This is a genomic window from Bacillus sp. MT(2024), from assembly GCF_036362845.1.
GTDB classification, from domain to species: domain Bacteria; phylum Bacillota; class Bacilli; order Bacillales; family Bacillaceae; genus Bacillus; species Bacillus velezensis.
The window spans coordinates 3,590,093-3,608,463 of record NZ_CP143632.1 but is presented as its reverse complement, the minus strand read 5'-3'; the positions used below and the strand labels follow the sequence as shown (position 1 = coordinate 3,608,463).

23 protein-coding genes are annotated in these 18,371 nt (G+C 46.4%); 14 read left to right on the top strand and 9 right to left on the bottom strand.

Translation table 11 applies throughout. From position 1 onward, the window contains the following. The first annotated feature begins 38 nt into the window (after window positions 1-38). From VP472_RS17915 to VP472_RS17880, 8 genes are all read left to right on the top strand, one after another. Window positions 39-1,169 carry a response regulator aspartate phosphatase gene (locus VP472_RS17915; protein WP_053573977.1) on the top strand — a complete coding sequence of 377 codons (1,131 nt, stop codon included), beginning with the start codon at window positions 39-41 and terminating at the stop codon, window positions 1,167-1,169. 121 nt (window positions 1,170-1,290) lie between these two features. Then, complete coding sequence (locus VP472_RS17910) at window positions 1,291-1,770, top strand: hypothetical protein (protein ID WP_065982538.1); 480 nt, start codon at window positions 1,291-1,293, stop codon at window positions 1,768-1,770. A gap of 73 nt (window positions 1,771-1,843) precedes the next feature. Next, a complete protein-coding gene (locus VP472_RS17905) occupies window positions 1,844-2,032 on the top strand; it encodes a CsbD family protein (RefSeq protein ID WP_003151197.1) in 189 nt (62 codons plus the stop codon). Window positions 2,033-2,385: 353 nt separating this feature from the next. Further along, window positions 2,386-2,703, top strand: coding sequence for an urease subunit gamma (gene ureA / locus VP472_RS17900; RefSeq protein ID WP_003151198.1), 318 nt, complete (start codon window positions 2,386-2,388; stop codon window positions 2,701-2,703). Then, on the top strand, window positions 2,700-3,074 hold the full coding sequence (gene ureB / locus VP472_RS17895) for an urease subunit beta (RefSeq protein WP_070082506.1): 375 nt from the start codon (window positions 2,700-2,702) through the stop codon (window positions 3,072-3,074). Before ureA ends, ureB begins: the two co-directional genes overlap by 4 nt. Next, entirely contained in the window at window positions 3,071-4,780 is a 1,710-nt protein-coding gene (ureC, locus tag VP472_RS17890; protein ID WP_146275700.1) for an urease subunit alpha, read from the top strand. Before ureB ends, ureC begins: the two co-directional genes overlap by 4 nt. Window positions 4,781-4,920: 140 nt before the next feature. Further along, entirely contained in the window at window positions 4,921-5,325 is a 405-nt protein-coding gene (locus VP472_RS17885; protein ID WP_003151203.1) for an Rrf2 family transcriptional regulator, read from the top strand. Window positions 5,326-5,362: 37 nt separating this feature from the next. Further along, window positions 5,363-5,674, top strand: a complete 312-nt coding sequence (locus tag VP472_RS17880; protein WP_225979767.1) for a hypothetical protein — start codon at window positions 5,363-5,365, stop codon at window positions 5,672-5,674. 24 nt (window positions 5,675-5,698) lie between these two features. Here the strand turns inward: VP472_RS17880 and xynA are convergent, their stop codons facing one another. The 3 genes from xynA to cls form a co-directional block, all read right to left on the bottom strand. Then, a complete protein-coding gene (xynA, locus tag VP472_RS17875; RefSeq protein WP_007407578.1) occupies window positions 5,699-6,340 on the bottom strand; it encodes an endo-1,4-beta-xylanase XynA in 642 nt (213 codons plus the stop codon). Window positions 6,341-6,812: 472 nt separating this feature from the next. Beyond that, window positions 6,813-7,199, bottom strand: coding sequence for a DUF5362 family protein (locus tag VP472_RS17870; protein ID WP_003151208.1), 387 nt, complete (start codon window positions 7,197-7,199; stop codon window positions 6,813-6,815). A 135-nt stretch (window positions 7,200-7,334) separates the two neighbouring features. Next, window positions 7,335-8,783, bottom strand: a complete 1,449-nt coding sequence (cls, locus tag VP472_RS17865) for a cardiolipin synthase (protein ID WP_070082503.1) — start codon at window positions 8,781-8,783, stop codon at window positions 7,335-7,337. Window positions 8,784-9,003: 220 nt separating this feature from the next. Here cls and VP472_RS17860 point away from each other — a divergent pair, with 220 nt between their 5' ends. Next, window positions 9,004-9,441, top strand: coding sequence for a DUF5392 family protein (locus VP472_RS17860; protein WP_007614328.1), 438 nt, complete (start codon window positions 9,004-9,006; stop codon window positions 9,439-9,441). Window positions 9,442-9,472: 31 nt separating this feature from the next. On the opposite strand, the gene VP472_RS17855 is transcribed toward VP472_RS17860, so the two are convergent. After that, entirely contained in the window at window positions 9,473-9,922 is a 450-nt protein-coding gene (locus VP472_RS17855) for a DUF5362 family protein (RefSeq protein ID WP_003151216.1), read from the bottom strand. After that, window positions 9,919-10,410, bottom strand: a complete 492-nt coding sequence (locus VP472_RS17850) for a GNAT family N-acetyltransferase (RefSeq protein ID WP_101563124.1) — start codon at window positions 10,408-10,410, stop codon at window positions 9,919-9,921. Before VP472_RS17850 ends, VP472_RS17855 begins: the two co-directional genes overlap by 4 nt. A 138-nt stretch (window positions 10,411-10,548) precedes the next feature. Here VP472_RS17850 and VP472_RS17845 point away from each other — a divergent pair, with 138 nt between their 5' ends. Together VP472_RS17845 and VP472_RS17840 are read left to right on the top strand one after the other, a co-directional pair. Next, window positions 10,549-11,418 carry a stage II sporulation protein SpoIIQ gene (locus VP472_RS17845; RefSeq protein ID WP_017418752.1) on the top strand — a complete coding sequence of 290 codons (870 nt, stop codon included), beginning with the start codon at window positions 10,549-10,551 and terminating at the stop codon, window positions 11,416-11,418. 91 nt (window positions 11,419-11,509) lie between these two features. Next, the gene (locus tag VP472_RS17840) at window positions 11,510-11,989 is read left to right on the top strand and encodes a VanZ family protein (RefSeq protein ID WP_077722970.1); all 480 of its coding nucleotides are present in this window, start codon (window positions 11,510-11,512) and stop codon (window positions 11,987-11,989) included. On the opposite strand, the gene VP472_RS17835 is transcribed toward VP472_RS17840, so the two are convergent. Next, entirely contained in the window at window positions 11,961-12,329 is a 369-nt protein-coding gene (locus VP472_RS17835) for a hypothetical protein (RefSeq protein ID WP_016937671.1), read from the bottom strand. The two genes, VP472_RS17840 and VP472_RS17835, sit on opposite strands and share 29 nt — an antisense overlap. 233 nt (window positions 12,330-12,562) lie before the next feature. After that, a complete protein-coding gene (locus tag VP472_RS17830; RefSeq protein WP_003151220.1) occupies window positions 12,563-13,138 on the bottom strand; it encodes an undecaprenyl-diphosphatase in 576 nt (191 codons plus the stop codon). 164 nt (window positions 13,139-13,302) lie between these two features. Between VP472_RS17830 and ftsW the strand changes: the two genes are divergently transcribed. Continuing rightward, window positions 13,303-14,457 carry a putative lipid II flippase FtsW gene (ftsW, locus tag VP472_RS17825; RefSeq protein ID WP_146275698.1) on the top strand — a complete coding sequence of 385 codons (1,155 nt, stop codon included), beginning with the start codon at window positions 13,303-13,305 and terminating at the stop codon, window positions 14,455-14,457. Between the two features lie 52 nt (window positions 14,458-14,509). Here the strand turns inward: ftsW and VP472_RS17820 are convergent, their stop codons facing one another. Together VP472_RS17820 and VP472_RS17815 are read right to left on the bottom strand one after the other, a co-directional pair. Beyond that, entirely contained in the window at window positions 14,510-14,860 is a 351-nt protein-coding gene (locus VP472_RS17820; RefSeq protein WP_003151222.1) for a P-II family nitrogen regulator, read from the bottom strand. A 17-nt stretch (window positions 14,861-14,877) separates the two neighbouring features. Continuing rightward, window positions 14,878-16,089, bottom strand: coding sequence for an ammonium transporter (locus tag VP472_RS17815; protein ID WP_060673906.1), 1,212 nt, complete (start codon window positions 16,087-16,089; stop codon window positions 14,878-14,880). A 252-nt stretch (window positions 16,090-16,341) separates the two neighbouring features. Here VP472_RS17815 and VP472_RS17810 point away from each other — a divergent pair, with 252 nt between their 5' ends. Further along, on the top strand, window positions 16,342-16,908 hold the full coding sequence (locus tag VP472_RS17810) for an isochorismatase family protein (protein ID WP_007614320.1): 567 nt from the start codon (window positions 16,342-16,344) through the stop codon (window positions 16,906-16,908). Then, window positions 16,905-18,269, top strand: a complete 1,365-nt coding sequence (locus tag VP472_RS17805) for an MFS transporter (protein ID WP_146275696.1) — start codon at window positions 16,905-16,907, stop codon at window positions 18,267-18,269. The genes VP472_RS17810 and VP472_RS17805 overlap by 4 nt, the downstream gene beginning before the upstream one ends. Window positions 18,270-18,371: the final 102 nt, after the last annotated feature.

The following is an 18,371-nucleotide window of genomic DNA, read 5'->3' as shown; positions in this document are numbered from 1 at the left end:
TATAACCAATAGAAATTAGAAAAGGTTGTGAAAGGGGCATGACCGCATACGAGATTCCGTCATCTCAAGTTGGAGTCAAGATCAACAAATGGTACAAGCACATTTTAGCGTTTCAAGCGGCTGATGCCATAAAGCTGAAAGAGGAAATTGATGAGGATATACAACGTATGGAGGAAGACCAGCTGCTGCTGTTATATTATCAGCTGATCAGCTACCGCCATCATATTATGCTTGATTACGTCAAGCCGGAATGCACCGAACAATCACAGATTCAGTACAGCGAGCTGCAAAAGACGATCGAAAGCACGGACAGTATATCAGGACTGTCTGAGTATTATTTCCATTTGTTCAGAGGAATGTATGAATTCGATCACAATAACTATGTTGCGGCTATTTCTTTTTACCGGAAAGCGGAAAAACTCCTTTCATTTGTCGAGGATGATATAGAGAGGGCGGAATTCCATTTCAAGATGTCTGAAGTGTTTTACGTCATGAAGCAGACTCATTTTTCCATGAATCACGGGATTCAGGCGCTGGATACGTATATGAAACACGATTTTTACAGAGTGCGGAGAATTCAATGCCATTTCGTCATCTCAGGAAACTACATCGACTGCAAAAACTACGACAAAGCGCTTGAGCATTTAGACGAAGCCCTCCGCCTTTCTTTGCTTGAAGGACAGCCCCGCCTGATCGGGTCTTCGCTTTACAATCTGGGGAATTGTTATTCTGAAAAGCGGGATCTGGATGAAGCGGCCCGGTACTTTAGAAAAGCGGTTCCCGTTTTTGAAGAGCATCAGCTTGAACAGCTTCCGAAGGCGCTGTTCAGCTTAACGCACACCCTTTTCAGGCTGCATGATGACCAAGCGGCCCTTACCTATTATGAAAGAGGGATCATGATCGCGAAAGAACGCGGCGACCGATTCAGTTTAGAGAAGTATAAGTTTTTACAAGCGCTTTATTTGGAGTCTCTCAATATGGATTTAATCCATGAAGTGTTTGACTATATGAATGAAAAATCGCTGTATGTGTATATTGAAGATTTCGCCTTGGAGGCCGCCGTTTACACAAGCGCACATGAGCAATATAAAGAAGCGGCGTATTTTTATGAAAAAGCGATTCGCATGAGAGAAAACATTCAAAAAGAACAGTGTTTATACGATATATAATTTTCTTAACCATCTGATCAGCAGATGGTTATTTTTTTATGCACATCAAGACGTTTGATCATAGAAAAAATCGGAAAAATCGCAAAAGAGGGAAAAAAGTACGATGGGAAGGAGGGATTTGTTGTTCGGATTTAATGATATGATAAAGTTTTTCGTTTCATTTCTCATCATTCTCCCGATGGTGTCTGTCATCCATGTGTCGGGACACAGCTTTATGGCCATGCTGTTCGGAGGCAAGGCGTCATTGGATATCGGAATGGGGAAACGTCTTTTAAAAGTAGGGCCGATTCAGGTTCGGCGTATCTACTTCATAGATTCTTTCTGCAAGTTCGGCGAATTGCGGATAGATAACCGCCTGACGAGCGCGCTCGTCTATTCCGGAGGCTGTCTGTTTAATCTCGCTTCTATCTTTTTAATAAATCTGCTGATCATAAAAGATGTCCTTGAGCCAAACTTATTTTTTTACCAATTTGTCTATTTTTCAACTTATTATGTTTTCTTTGCTCTTCTGCCCGTGCAATACGGGGATAATAAGCTGTCAGACGGATTGGCCGTTTACAAAGTGATCCGCTACGGGGAACGCTGTGAAATCAATAATTGAGAGTTTACATGTTTGTGTTCGGGCTGAAAGGGAAGAAAACAAGTACACAAAAACAAAAGGAGCTGAAGAGATCATGAGTGAAGATAACGGTTTAAAAGACAAAGTAAAAGGCGGCATGAACAAAATGAAAGGGGAAGCAAAGGACAAAGCAGGCGACATGGCAAACAAGTCCGACTTAAAAGCGGAAGGGAAAAAAGACAAAGCGAAAGGCAGCCTGCAAAAGGGTGTCGGTAAAACGAAAGATAAACTCAGTGATGATTAATTTGATCGTGAAACACAGCAAAAGCCCAAAATATTTTGGGCTTTTTGTTATGAGAAATGACAAAAATTCCAGTTCATTTGGTTAATATTCACTAAATTTTTAAATATTCTATAAATTCTCCGGCGATTTCTTTATAATATTCACAAAGAATGTAACCTTTCTTCACATTTAATTAAACGTTTGTTGAAGAAAAAAATGAGAAATCGGTCATTTCTGCAAAAGGAATCGGGCCGTTCACCGTCGAATAACTTTTATCACTTAACATTTCATGAGGTGAAGGGGGTAACGGCCGCCTGCATCGTTTCGGTATGACCATGCGGATTGCGTTTGACTATCACTAAGGGGGAATACAGATGAAACTGACACCGGTTGAACAAGAAAAATTGCTTATTTTTACGGCGGGAGAGCTCGCTAAGCAACGGAAGGCGCGCGGCGTCCTGCTGAATTATCCCGAAGCCGCCGCATATTTGACCTGTTATCTGATGGAAGGCGCGAGAGACGGAAAAAGCGTTGCGGAGCTGATGGAATCCGGCCGCAATGTATTGACGGAAAAAGACGTTATGGAAGGTGTTGCGGAAATGCTGGACAGCATTCAGGTGGAAGCGACGTTCCCGGACGGGGTTAAGCTTGTCACCGTTCATCAGCCGATCAAAGCGGAGGTGAAGTCATGAAGCCGGGAGCGATTCAAGTCGCAAAGGGGACCATCACCATTAACGAAGGCCGGAAGACGCTGGAGGTGTCAGTCACCAATAACGGAACACGGTCAGTGCAGGTAGGATCGCATTTTCATTTTGCCGAAGCCAACGGCTCCCTTTCCTTCAATCGGGACAAAGCAATCGGCATGCGCCTTGATATCCCGTCAGGCACATCTGTCCGTTTTGAACCGGGAGAAGAGAAAACCGTCACGCTCGTGGAAATCGGAGGGCGAAAAACGGTCAGAGGCCTCAACGGCATGGCCGATACGTATATGGATGAGCGGGGAAAAGAGAAGACGCTGTCAAATCTTAAAAAAGCCGGATGGATGGAGGAGGCGATCCGATGAAAATGTCACGTGAGCAATACGCAGAACTGTTCGGACCGACAACGGGAGACAAAGTCAGACTCGGAGATACGGATTTATGGATTGAAGTCGAAAAAGATTTCACGAATTACGGGGAAGAAATGATTTTCGGCGGAGGGAAAACAATCCGGGACGGCATGGGGCAGAACGGGCGTATCACCGGGAAAGACGGAGCGCTTGATCTGGTCATTACAAACGCCGTCATCCTGGATTATACCGGAATCGTCAAGGCGGATATCGGGGTGAAGGACGGCCGGATTGTCGGCGTCGGGAAAAGCGGCAACCCTGATATGATGGATGGGGTGGACCCGCACATGATTATCGGTGCCGGAACAGAAGTCATTTCCGGCGAAGGGAAAATCGTAACGGCCGGCGGGGTGGATACGCATATCCACTTTATCTGCCCGCAGCAGATGGAAGTCGCGCTTTCTTCAGGTGTGACCACGCTTCTCGGCGGCGGAACAGGTCCTGCGACGGGAAGTAAAGCGACGACTTGTACATCCGGTGCATGGTACATGTCGAGAATGCTGGAAGCGGCTGAGGAGTTTCCGATCAATGTCGGTTTCTTAGGAAAAGGAAATGCATCCGATAAAGCGCCGCTGATCGAGCAGGTGGAAGCAGGCGCGATCGGCCTGAAGCTGCATGAAGATTGGGGATCAACGCCAAGCGCCATTAAAGCTTGCATGGAAGTAGCGGATGAGGCGGACATTCAGGTGGCGATCCACACAGACACGATAAATGAAGCGGGCTTTTTAGAAAATACGCTTGATGCGATCGGCGACCGGGTTATCCATACATATCACATAGAGGGAGCCGGCGGAGGCCACGCACCGGATATTATGAAACTCGCATCTTACGCCAATATCCTGCCGTCCTCTACGACGCCGACGATTCCATATACCGTCAACACGATGGACGAGCATCTTGATATGATGATGGTATGCCATCATTTAGATTCAAAAGTGCCTGAAGACGTGGCGTTCAGTCATTCACGCATCAGAGCGGCCACCATTGCGGCGGAGGATATTCTGCACGATATCGGCGCGATCAGCATGACGTCATCTGACTCGCAGGCGATGGGCAGGGTGGGAGAAGTGATTATCCGGACATGGCAGGTCGCCGATAAAATGAAAAAACAGCGCGGCGCTCTATCAGGAGAAAACGGCAATGACAATGTGCGCGCCAAACGCTATATCGCCAAATACACGATCAACCCGGCTGTCACTCACGGCCTGAGCCATGAAGTCGGTTCCGTTGAAAAAGGAAAGCTTGCAGACCTTGTACTATGGGACCCGGCTTTCTTCGGTGTCAAACCTGAACTTGTGCTCAAAGGCGGCATGATCGCCCGCGCCCAGATGGGAGATCCGAATGCTTCCATTCCGACGCCTGAGCCCGTGTTTATGCGGCAGATGTACGCATCCTACGGTAAAGCAAACCGAAATACCTCTATTACATTTATGTCCCAGGCCGGTATCGCAAACGGTGTGCCGGAAAAGCTCGGCCTTGAAAAAATGATTTCTCCCGTACGGAATATCCGTAAGCTGAGTAAGCTCGACATGAAGCTGAATGACGCGATGCCGAATATACATGTCGATCCGAAAACCTATCAGGTGTTCGCCGACGGAGAAGAGCTGGCATGCCAGCCCGTCAGTTATGTTCCGCTAGGACAGCGTTATTTCTTATTTTAATCCCTCTCCGGCCGGTTTCCCGCCGGCCTGTTTACCCTCTATTGCCAACTTGATTTCATCCTGCCGCCCGTTTTAGTGTATATTAGTAGTTGACAAACAAATGAAATGTAACCATTGTGGTTACAACGGTGGTGAAAAACATGATTAACAGCCGTCTTGCTGTGGCCATTCACATTTTATCGCTGATCTCAACGGATGAACGGGCGTCATCGGACATGATTGCGGGCAGCGTAAACACCAATCCCGTCGTAGTGCGGAGAACGATCAGCCAGCTGAAAAAAGCGGGTATTCTGACATCCCGGGCGGGTGTTCCGGGAGCCAGCCTGAAAAAAGATCCGTCGGAGATCACCCTCTTAGAGGTTTACAGGGCGGTGCAGAATAAGGAAGAGCTTTTTGCGGTTCACGACAATCCGAACCCCGACTGTCCGGTCGGCAAAAATATTCAGCGCGCGCTCGATGAGACGTTCGGAAGCGTACAGCGGGCAATGGAGAATGAACTTGCGAGCAAGTCCCTTTATGATGTAATGAATCATCTCTTTTGTTAAAAAGAGATGGGTTCATGCCGCTATAGGTGTAACGGAAATGGTTACAATGGATAATGAGGAAATCACGGTTTTGGCTCTATTTTCAGACAAGCCTGGATGCGGGATTGCGATCTGTTTAATGAAGAAATCCTCCGAAACTAAAGGAGGTGGTAACCGGGATATTTTTATTTTGCTTAAGGCTTATGTGAAGGTGTCTGTTGTAAGCGGGTTACCAAAAAAAGACGGAACTCTTATTTTAATACGCGCTAAAAAAACTGATGGAGAATATCCTGCCTCCGGTAATGCCAAAACCGTTCGCCTCTTCACAATCATTATAAAATTTCTCAAGGAACGATCAGCAGCCCGTTAGCTGCCCCTCATTAAAGATGAGCTGTTACCACACTGTTACATTAGAACTTCCGCTGCTTTTATATCCTTCTGTTGCTAAGACTTGATAAGCCCAATTACTGCCCAGATTCATTCCATGGCTCTTCCATGCGTTAACATGATTGCTGAAAGTGATTGCAGCGTTGCTTCCTGTCGGTCTCTTCGACTGGCGGACACTCCAGTACTGCGTAAAAGTAGTGTTATCGCCATCAATGGAAGGTGCATTATAACGTGTCGTTGTATATATGTCATATGTACCTCCATCACTCTTTACAGTACCTTTATACGTTCCGGTAGGTCTGTAAGTACCCCATGAATCCACCACATAATATTCGATGAGAGGTGCTCTCGTCCAGCCATATAAAGTCAAATATCCATTGCCATTCGGCGCCCAAACACCGGCATTATAGTTTATTGTTCTAAATGGCGAGCCTGTAGTCCAGCCTTTACCAACAACGAAATTCCCGGTATTAGACCAATTAACACTGTAATTCCCGCCAGAGCCATTGACTGCGTTTACTGTTCCGCCCCCGTCAGTCCAATTTTGCCAGTAATCTGTGCCAGCTGCAGAGGCGGTTGCCGAAAACATGCTGATACTCATGAAAGCTGCCGTTAATCCCACTAAGAATTTCTTTTTAAACTTAAACATATGTTACCTCCTATACTATTTTTTCTGACTTTGACATGAGGCAGCACTCGTAAATATTTAACAAACGCCAACGCTTTTGATCGTTCCTTTCAATATAATAGCATGAATACATGAGTGAATATTAAGAACAATTGTAATTTAATTACAAAGACCCAAAAAACTGTATGATGAGTGGTCTTGTACCGCCATAGCCTTATTTCGCAGAACTGAGTGATTTCAGTTGAAACTCTGAGGAAAAGTTTTATTTGAAAAAACTTTTTTGCCGAAAGAATATCTGCATACAGCGCTTCAGCAGGCGAGAATTTACAAGACCTTGAGAGCACGGAGTCCATGACCCGAACGGAAAGCGCGCTGGAGCATACAGCATCAATGCTGTTCGCCGTATTGGCAAATCCAAAGCAGAAAAACTTTACCGTTGTCGAAGAAGCGGAATAAGAAAAAATCCCGGGCGGATGCGCCGGGATTTTCCTTTTTAATATGTATTGGCATCAATATTATTAAACGCGTCGTCCACGATGCCGAGCGTCATGAGGACAATGAAAAGAACGATACCGAGAACGGACAAGCCGACCGTCACGATCAGATAGATCCCCTGCATTTTCACGAACTTTGCATAATTCTCCAGCATATGTTCCTCTGTCAGTTCATTGAACTGCGCCGCCATCTGTCCCGCTTCATTTGCCGAGCGCATCAGAAAAATGCCGGCAATGATCTGCAAAACGCCGGGAATGGCTCCGATTAAAAAGAAAAACGCGCCCGACAGCGCCGCAAACGCGCCTATAATAATAAATAAAATACCTGTCGCTTTTCCCCATTTCGAAATAGAAATAAGCGAACGATTCACTGATTCAGGTTTCAAACTATGGCACTCCTTTACAAAAAAATACTCACTTTTCATTTATACACTATTCGGTCATTCTTTTGAATATAAAATGTGTTTTTTCATGCCGTGTCCGTTTTTATATCAGAAAATTCCCGAGAAACACCCCGGGAATTACAAAATCGGCGACAGAAGTCTTGAAATCGATTCTTTAATGCGGATCCGCAGCGAACGCTCCTGATATTCTTCATACGTATATTTTCTGGAGACGAGCAGATCTTCTTTAAATGAGGAAATGAGTTTTTTCGCGATGGTGACGTCATAAATAAAGGCGTTGACTTCAAAATTAAGTCTGAAGCTTCTGACGTCGATATTCGCCGTACCGACTGAAGCCGTCTCATCATCAACGACAATCGTTTTTGCATGAATAAAGCCGTTATCGTAAATGTAGACTGAGGCTCCGGCTTTCAAAAGATCGCCGATGTAAGATAAAGTCGCCCAGTAAACGAAAGCGTGATCCGGTTTGTTCGGGATCATGATTTTGACGTCGATGCCTGACAGACAGGCGATCCTGAGGGCGTCCAAAAGACTTGAGTCTGGAATAAAGTAAGGCGTCTGAATCAGGATCGATCGTTTGGCCGTTGAGATCATCTTGATATAGCCGTTTTTAATTTGTTCCCATTCTGAATCAGGTCCGCTCGTGACAATCTGCATCCCGACATTGCCCTTCGGCTCGCATTCCGGAAAATGATTCGGAACGTAAGTGAGCGTATGGTGATGGGAGGCTTGGTTCCAATCGAGAATAAACCGTGTCTGAATGGCGTGTACCGCCGTGCCTTGAAGTCTGAGGTGCGTATCGCGCCAGTAGCCGAATTTCGGATTCAGGCCGAGATATTCATCTCCGACGTTAAAGCCGCCGACATAGCCGGTTTCGCCGTCAATGATGACGAGCTTGCGGTGATTCCGATAATTGAGCCGCAAATTAATCGGACGAAGCCTGGAAGGAAAAAAGACTTCCACATGGCCGCCGGCGTCCCGCAGCGGTTTGAAGAATTTTTTTCTGAGTGATCTTGAACCGAGTTCATCATATAACACTCTGACTTTTACGCCTTCCCGTGCTTTTTTCACTAAGGCATCGCGCAATTTTTTTCCCAGTTCATCACCTTTATAAATATAGTATTGAAGGTGAATGTGATCTTTTGCGTTGGAAATGTCCTTCATTAAGCGTTTGAACTTATCGCGCCCGTCCGTTAAAATCTCCACCGAATTATCCTCTGTAAAGACTGCGTGGTTGTTCATGACAAGCATATAGATGAGGTCTTTATTATCCACAGTCGCCCTGTTGTTAAATTGGAATTGCCTCGACTTCAGATCTTTCAGCTGAAACTTCAGCAGCTTTTCTATTCCGATTTTTTTACGGTCTTCCCATTGAAACAGATGCTTGCGTCTCAGGTTATGGCCGAATAACAGGTATAAAATAAACCCTAAAATGGGAATAAAAAAAAGAACCAAGAGCCAAGCCCATGAAGCGCTGGCATCGCGTCTTTCTTTGAAAATCATGATGATGGCCAAAAGTATATTTAAAACGAAAAAAAATCCGAATAAAATAAATGAAATGCTCACTTTGCAACCCCGCTATATCATATTTATCAAGACTGTGCCCATTAGTATTCCGACAAGTGCAGCAATCTGATTCCCATTTCAAATTATAACATTGACATTTTGAAAGAATAAAGAGCCGGAATCAAAGATGAATGCAGTTTTCTTTCAAAGAAAGTTCCGGGTGCGGTAAAATATGCATATATGAAAAAGAATACAAAAATGACAGCAAAGGGGAGAGGGCATGAAGCTGGAGCATGCGGAACAATTGCCGGGATTCATAAAAAAAGAAATTCAGAAAATACAAATCGCCATCGCGCCGCTGATGAAAAAAAGCATCATTTACCGTTTTCTTGCTTTCCCGCTCGCCGCTTTTAGTCTGTTTCATCTGGCATCGCTTTTGATTCAGGCCCCTTCCGGGAGGGGAGCTCTCGTATCGGCCGGCATTTTTGCCCTCCTTGCGGCTCTGGGTCTTGCGTTTTTTAAGGAAGCCGGCTATCAGCGGAAACAGGTGCAAAAAACGATCCGCCTTTATATGCTGAACAGGATCAGAAAAAGCGATATTCTGTCTGAGGAACGGAAAAGCGCCTATACCCGGCTGATTGCCGAGGAGCCGTCTGCGATGAAGAGCTTTATTGAATTTTTAACGGAAGAAGACCGGAAAAAAGAAATGCTTTATTAAAAAAGAGCTGACGCGCGATCAGCTCTTTTTGTCATTCAAACACAGGGTCGTTCTCATAGTAATATGAATCAGGCGTGTCATACGTATCAGTGCTGTAATAAGCCATAATTCCGATGACAGCGAAGATGACGACTAAAATAAAAGCGAGAATGCCCAATACCACACTGGATGCCGCGTAAAAAAACTGCATTTTGATAAATGACGCGTAATGTGCAAGCATATTTTCTTCCGCGTTTTCTTCTAGCCCTTCCTGAAGGGCGGCAGCCGCTTTTGCCGAGCGCATCAGCATGACGCCGGAAATGATGAGCAGAACACCCGGAATGGCTCCGAGCAGCGTCACAATGGCTGACAGAGCGGAAAGAGAGCCCGTGATGATCAGAAATACAGCGGTGATCTTTCCCCATTTGGCGATGTCGGCAAGGGAACGGGCTTTTTTATTGAGCGGCTGGTTTTCGTCTTTGTCTTTATCGATGGTGATCATGACAGTTCTCTCCCTAAAATGTTCAAGTCATATCGTTTTCCGTCCATTTCGGCGATACCCGGGAATACGCCCCATTCGGTAAAACCGAATTTTTCAAACAGCTTAATGCTCGGCACGTTATGTCCGAAGATAAAAGCCATCAGGCTGCGGATGCCGATTGTCGGAGCGAGTGCCAGGGCTTCTTTCAGCAGAAAGCTTCCTGCTCCTTTGCCGCGGCAATCCTGATGCAGATAGATGCTGATCTCCGCCGTTTTGTCATAGGCCGGACGGCCGTAAAACGTTTCAAAGCTGATCCAGGCCGCCACTTTGCCGGTCTCATCTTCCGCGACCATCAGCGGGCGCCGGTCCGTGTGCCGCAAAAACCAATCCATCCGGTCTGCGGGCGTCACTTCTTCCGTATCAGCCGTTACCATGCGTGAGGCAATCGTCGAGTTGTATATGGCCACCACCGCATCTAAATCCTCCAATACGGCTTTGCGCAGGGTCAAATTCATATTCCGGGATCTCCCTTCACATTTCATTACATAATCAAGTGCAATCTGCACATACTACTTCCAAAAAAGTTTTTTATGGATGTGTATATATTTTCAGAAAAGTGTTCAGAATGTTGCTGAGGTGATGAACAAATGAGAGAGGAAGAAAAGAAAACTTCTCAAGTCAAAAAACTTCAGCGGTTTTTTCGCAAACGCTGGATATTCCCTGCAATCTACTTAGTCAGTGCGGCCGTCATTTTAACAGCTGTCCTTTGGTATCAATCCGTTTCGAATGATGTGAAGGACAATCTGACGAACAACGGCGGAAACTCCGCGTATGACAGCGGCAAAGACGATGCCGTCGAAGTAGGCAAGTCAATGGAAAACGTCGCAATGCCGGCTGCTCATTCTGAAAATGTTTCTGTTGTGAAAAAGTTTTACGAATCTGATGCCGCAAAAAAAGAGAAAGAAGCAGCACTTGTTAACTATAATAACACGTACAGCCTCAGTAAAGGAATTGACTTAGCTGAGAAAGACGGAAAATCATTTGATGTTTCTGCTTCTCTGAGCGGTACGGTTGTTAAAGCTGCTAAAGACCCGGTACTGGGGTATGTGGTTGAAATTGAACACTCAGACGGCCTGTCTACTGTCTATCAGTCTTTATCTGAAGTCAGCGTCGATCAGGGCGACAAAGTAAAGCAGAACCAGGTCATCGGCAAATCCGGAAAAAACCTTTACAGTGAAGAAAGCGGAAATCACGTGCACTTTGAAATCCGCAAGGACGGCGTAGCGATGAACCCGCTCAATTTTATGGACAAGCCGGTAACATCAATTGAAAAAGCGGCGGCTGAAGAGAAAAACGCTGTAACAGAAGAAACGGAAGGGTCAATTCAGCAGTCTTCCGAGAAAAAAGATGTGACGCCTAAAAAAGAAACCGAAGAAAAACCAGGTGACAAAGAAGACGGCACAAAAGACAAGACAGATGGTAAAGATGACGGCTCAATGAAAGATTCGGGCAAGTAATCTTGATCCCTAAGCGCCTATCAGCTCTGATAGGCGCTTTTCATATTGCTGCATGTGCCTTTATACTAATAGAAAACGAAGGAGATGCTGAATGAATAAATGTCTGGCGGCCGGGTGGCTCGTCTTTGTTTTCGTTTCTGCTTTGACTGAAAGCTTTCACGACATGATTGTGTCGCAGACGGTGTCCTTCCGTTTCACGTCCCATCCGGATGTGTCCGGTTTCTTTGTGTTCGATATGGCGGAGCTCGCCATACCGGAAGCGGCGATTCAAAAGCTCGGGCACGCGTTTTCATTTTTTGTGCTCGCCTATTTGTTTTTCAGGGGGCGCAGGCGCATGAAGAGGGCGGTGCTGTATGCATTGGCCGCCGCTTTCCTGACAGAAATCGTCCAGCTCTTTTTCGGCAGAAACGGATGCCTCCGCGATGTGCTGATTGACAGTCTCGGCATTGCTGTATTCTGTGTTTTACAAAGGAAAAAAGTGAGAATGCTCCATTTTTACGAAGCAATCAGAAGTACACCACTACTACAGCTTCCGCAAGTCATTATTTTAGTTTCTCTAATTCTTCTATAGTGTATGTAGTAACAGGAGCCGCTTGATCATCATCTTTTTCCCTCCATCCTTTCCACACTCGTTGATTGTACTTATCTTTTCTTTTTTGTTCCCATTTTTTTTGTTCCTTACTAGTACCTGTTGTATACTTTCCTTTTTGTGCGAATCTTTTTCTTGTTTTTTCGCTACTCTTGCTAAGTGTTTGTCGTACATTATTCATCGAATACAGTTCTTCCTGTTTCAATCTCTTCTTTTTCTCTATAGCTTCAGGAGACTTCTCTCTGGCTCGTTGTTTTTCTCTAATCTCTCTCCTTTTTCTTTGACCTAAGGTTTCATTTTTAAATTGATTTTCTTCTCTCATTTTAAACTAGCCCCTTCTACTAGAATATTTATGCAAAACTTAATCCCTTTTATTATAAACAAATGATGTTTTTCTCTCACTTATATCTTGCTGTTATTCCTGATATGATGCCGGGTTTTTCGTGGCCAAGGCAGACAACGGAACGCGCCTTGGCTGCAGCTGAAGGAGTTGTGCGGCAGGGCGCCCGTACAAACATACAAAAACCGGCAGTCTGTGACAGACGCCGGCTTTTTTTATATATTATGGTTTGTCGATTTGCTTTTATGAACGATACTTTCATAGATTCGCACGATCAGATCGACAATCGGACGAAGCACATTTGAAAATCTGAACAGCAGGAATCCGACAATGAGGGAAACGATAATGCTTCCGAGCACATCGATCGGATAATGGTGGCCGACCCAAATTCTTGAGAAGCCGGTCAAAAGGCCGAAAATCACAAGCGGCCAGCCGAGTTTTTTGTTGCGGAACAGAATCGCAATTGAAATCGCCAAAGCGCCTGTCGTATGGTCACTCGGAAATGAAGCATCCGCGGCATGAGGGATCAGCGTATGAACCGTATGCTCGACAAAGGGGCGCGGCTCGACATAGACTTTCGTGATGAGGTAGTTGATGATAAGCGCCGCAACACCCGTGAAGCCCGCGTACAGGGCGTTTTGTCTGCCTTTTGTGCTTCCGAACAGCCACATGGCAAGCAGGAAAAGGGCGTAGGCGTAAATGGCGTATTCCGTTATAAATACCATGATAGAGTCGAGAATGGCACTATGGTGCGACAAACCATTGATCGCTTTAAATAGTTCGTAATTCACAAATATCACCTTTTATCTTTATTTTATATGAACAGTGTAATGCTTTTTTCTATGAGACACAATTGGTATTAAAAATAATCATAAAAAAGTAAACAGAATGAAACGTGACTGTATTACTGTGCGTCAAGTATGCGGGATAAGAATAGCCGAAGGAGTTTTGTCCGTTGCTGAAACGTTTGAAAAACGCCGATCTGCCGCTTGTGTTTGTCATTATGCTGCTTTGCGGATTCGGCTTGTTAATGGTGTACAGCGCCAGTGATGTGATGGGGTCTCAGCGGTACGGAGATCCATCCTATTTCTTCCATAAACAAAGTGCCTCTTTACTGATCGGATTATGCTTATTTCTATTTGCCGCCTGTCTGCCGTATAAGCGGTATGCCCGGCTTGTACCGCTGTTTGTGGTCGGTTCGCTGGTATTGCTGCTGCTCGTATTGATACCGGGAATCGGGCTGGAGCGGAATTTTTCCCGCAGGTGGCTGGGAGCGGGCCCGCTTGTCGTACAGCCGTCTGAATTGGCGAAGATCGCCATGATTTTGTATTTCGCTTCGATTTATACGAAAAAGCAGCCGTACATTCATCAATTTGTGAAAGGGGTTCTGCCGCCTTTAGTGATTTTGGGGACCGCTTTTCTGCTGACATTGGCGGAGCCTGATTTAGGGACGGCTTCCTTAATCCTGGCGGCGTGCGGGTCGATTTTATTATGTGCCGGCTTGAAAAAGCGCCATCTGTTCGTGCTCGGCGCGACGGCGGTGTCGGGGGTTGTTTATCTCGCCTTTTCTGCTTCCTATCGTGTGAAGCGCCTCGTTTCCTTTACCAATCCGTTTGGTGACGCGAACGGGGACGGCTATCAGCTGATTCAATCCTATTTTGCTATTTCCGGAGGCGGGTTTTTCGGAAGAGGGCTTGGAAACAGTGTTGAAAAAATGAACTATCTGCCTGAGGCGCATACCGATTTCATTATGGCCGTGATCAGTGAAGAGCTGGGGATATTCGGTGTTCTGATCGTTTTGGGATTATATTTTGCGTTAATGCTTCTCGGCGTAAAAACGGCCGTGCGGGCTGGTGACCCGTTCGGGAAGCTTCTTGCCATCGGAATTACGTTTCAATTAATGTTTCAGGTTGTCTTGAATTTGGGAGCGATGAGCGGACTCCTCCCGGTTACGGGTGTGCCGCTTCCGTTTATCAGCTATGGCGGTTCTTCATTGATTATGACGCTGTTTTTGTGCGGCATACTGGTCAATATCAGTACATATGCGAAAAAACAAACCGTACGGCATAAGCGTCCTGCCCCGCATGAAAAAAAGGCTTCTTCTTTTTAATGAAGCCAGAAAAAACGCCCGGGATATTTCTGTCTCCGGGCGTTCTGTCTGTTTATAAAGCTCCCGGTCCTTCTTCTCCGGTGCGGATATTAATCGTGTTTCCGATTTCATAGACGAATATTTTGCCGTCTCCGGGCTCTCCCGTTTTCAGCACTTTTTTCGCCGTTTCCACGACTTGATCAACGGGGACTTTGCTGACAACGATTTCCACTTTCAGCCGTTCATACACATTGCTTTCAATTTTGACTCCGCGGTACAGTTCGGTGTGAGCTTTTTGAAGGCCGCAGCCGTGTACGTTGGAGAAGGTCAGCGATGTGACTCCGATTTTACCGAGTTCCTGTTTTAATGTTTCAAACTTAGCCGGACGCGTAACGATTTCTACCTTGAACATTTGACCGCTCATCTAAGCCACTCCTCACTTTATAAGTCCTGATATGCTTTTTCCCCGTGCATCGTTAAATCAAGCCCAAGTGACTCTTCTTCTTCGCTGGCGCGGAGGGGAATGAACAGACCTACAATTTTAATGATAACGAAAGTGACAATAAATACAAATACATAGGTTGCCGCAATGGCTGCAATCTGCTTCCAGAGCAGTCCCGGATCGCCGTAAAACAGCCCGTTTGCCCCGCCGTCATTGACGGAAGTGGTGGCGAATAAACCGGTCGCGATGCCGCCCCATGTCCCGCCGATTCCATGCAGGCCGAAAGCGTCAAGCGCATCATCGTATCCGAAAGTCTTTTTGAGCCAATACACGCCCCAGAAGCAGACAAGCCCGCCGATGAAACCAATTACGATGGAAGAGAACGGCGTAACGAATCCGGCAGCCGGCGTAATGGCGACAAGCCCGGCAATAGCGCCTGATACAGCACCCAGCATGGTCGGTTTTTTGTTCAGCATCCATTCGATTAAAATCCAGCCGATAATTCCGGCCGCAGCCGCGGTGTTTGTGTTAATGAAGGCAAACATCGCGATACTGTCAAGCGTGAGGGCGCTGCCGACATTGAAGCCGAACCATCCGAACCAAATGAGCGCTCCGCCCAAGAACGTATAAATTAAGTTGTGAGGCGAAGCCGCCGTGCCGTCCTTGCGTTTCCCGAGCACAATCGCCAGCACGAGCCCGGCGGCCCCGGAAGAAATGTGGACGACGTTTCCGCCTGCGAAGTCAAGAGCGCCCATTTGGCCGATCCAGCCGCCGCCCCATACCCAGTGCGCAACGGGCGTATATACGAGGGAAGCCCACAAAAAGGAAAATACAAGAAAAGCACTGAATCTCATGCGTTCAGCAAATGCTCCGGAAATAATGGCCGTCGTCAGTACGGCAAACGTCATTTGGAACATCATGAATAATGAATGCGGGATCGTATCACTATAACTTCCGGGTTCAAAGCCGACCCCCTTCAGTCCGGCCCATTCAATCCCGCCAAGCCATGTATTCCCAGGAGCAAAAGCAAGTGAATATCCGTACAAAACCCAAACGACGGATACGATGGCGAGGGAAGAAAAACTGTGCATTGCCGTGCTGAGCACGTTTTTGCTTTTTACCATTCCGCCGTAAAACAAAGCCAGCCCGGGGGTCATCAGCCACACGAGTAAAGCGCAAAAGAACATAAATACTGTATCGCCCATCTGCATGTTGTATTCCTCCGTCTCATTCAAAATGTAATCGTGATTAATTCATTATTATAGAGAAAAAAGAACGATAAAACATTTTCGTGTAAGGTTATCTGACATGGTTTTTTGCGTTCATAATGTCGCTTTTTCAAAGGGGTGTCATGCGACTTTATATCCATAAAAAGAGCGCCAGAGCATGGCGGAAGAAATCCTGTCCGGGAAAGAGTAAAATAAACGGGGTGAGAAACACTAACTGCATCAGGAGGAATCATTATGACAACATCATTGAATCTGCAATTTGAAAAAACGGCTTTGGTCATTATTGATTTACAAAAAGGCATTGTGCCGATGGATAAAAGCGGTACCGTTGTGCCGAACGCGAAAAAATTAATTGATGTGTTCCGGGAAAAAGGCGGATTTATCAGCTTTGTGAACGTGGATTTTCATGACGGAGCGGATGCGCTGAAGCCGCTGACGGATGAAGAGGCGGCGGGCCATTCGGCTCCGCCGGCGGATTGGGCTGAATTTGTGCCTGAAATCGGAGTGAAAGAAAATGATTATACGGTAACAAAACGGCAGTGGGGCGCGTTTTTCGGCACGGACCTGGACCTTCAGCTCAGAAGACGGGGAATCGACACGATTGTGTTATGCGGGATTGCGACAAACATCGGTGTGGAAAGCACGGCGCGGGAAGCTTTTCAGCTCGGGTATCAGCAAGTTTTCGTAACTGACGCGATGGCGACATTCAGCGATGAACAGCACGAAGCGACACTCAAGTTTATCTTCCCGAAAATCGGCAGAAGCCGGACGACGGAAGAATTTATCGCACAGACAAAATGACAATCTCCAAAAAAAGCCGCGTTCTGTTTTTGACGGCCGTGGCTTCGGGGACGATGCTGAACCCATTGAACTCGTCGATGATTTCTCTTGCGCTTCACAGTATTCAGCATGAATTTCACCTGTCGTTTACAACGGTGTCCTGGCTGATATCGTCCTTTTATCTGGCCAGCGCGGTGGCGCAGCCTGTTACCGGGAAACTCGGTGATATGCTCGGCAGGAAGAAGCTGTTTTTGATCGGGCTTCTGCTTGTTGCCGTCTCGGCGGTCGGCGCGCCGTTTGCGCCGACTTTTATGACATTGCTGATCATGCGGCTTTTTCAATCGATCGGAAGCAGCGCGATATATCCGTCCGGCGTCGGATTGATCCGTTCAAATATACAGGAGAAGCAGGCTTCGGCGCTGGCCGTCCTGTCAATCTTTGCATCAGCCATGACGGCGCTCGGTCCGACTCTCGGCGGTTTTCTGATCGTTTGGGGAGGGTGGCCGGCGATCTTTTTCGTCAATCTGCCGTTTATCATTCTCAGCTTTTTTCTCGGAATGTATATGTTTCCGAAAGATGAAAAACGCGAGATCGGCGGCTTGAAAGGCGTGCTCCGCCAGCTTGATACGATCGGGATACTTCTGTTTGCCGGAGCGATTATCCTTCTCCTGTCGTTTTTATTGTCCTTCAGTACGAAGCCTCACTATACAGAAGGCGTATTCGGGCTTTTGTTTATCGGGCTGTTTATCTGGCGCGAGCTGAAAACGGAGAAGCCGTTTATAGATGTCAGGCTGTTTAAAACGCATCGGAAACTATCGTCGGTGTATATTCAATTTATTTTGCTGAATATATTCTTTTACTGCATCTTTTTCGGGCTTCCGAGCTATTTTCAGGATGAAATGCATTTGTCCGTTCAGACAAGCGGATTGATTATGCTGTTTATGTCGGGCATGAGTATTCTGGTGTCGCCTCTGACCGGAAAATGGATAGATAAGAAAGGGCTTCTTCAGCCGATTGTTGCCGGAACCTGTCTGACCGCGATCGGAGCGGTGCTGTTAACGTTTTTCTTCCTTCAGGCGCCCATGATAGGAAAAGGGCTGATCCTGTCCGTGCTGGGTGTCGGCTACGGCTTCGGAAATGTCACGTTTCAGGCGGCCATGCTGAAAACGAGCCCCGCCGACATGGTCGGAACAACGTCCGGCCTGTTTCAGACCTGCCGGTATCTCGGTTCGATTTTGTCTTCTGTCATTTTGGGCATTCTTTTCGGGAAAGAAATTACCGCCGGCCATTTTCATATGCTTGGGACGATTCTTATCGTTGTCGGCGCCGTAAGCCTTTTGATGGCGTTCCGGTTTTCGGTTCTCCTCAAAAAAGCCTCTTAACAGGCGCAAAAAAAAGAGACGGGCTCTCCCCGTCTCTTTTTTTGTGTAATGTGCTCAAAAAACAAAACGATTATTGTCGACAGCAACCAATGTTATTTACGG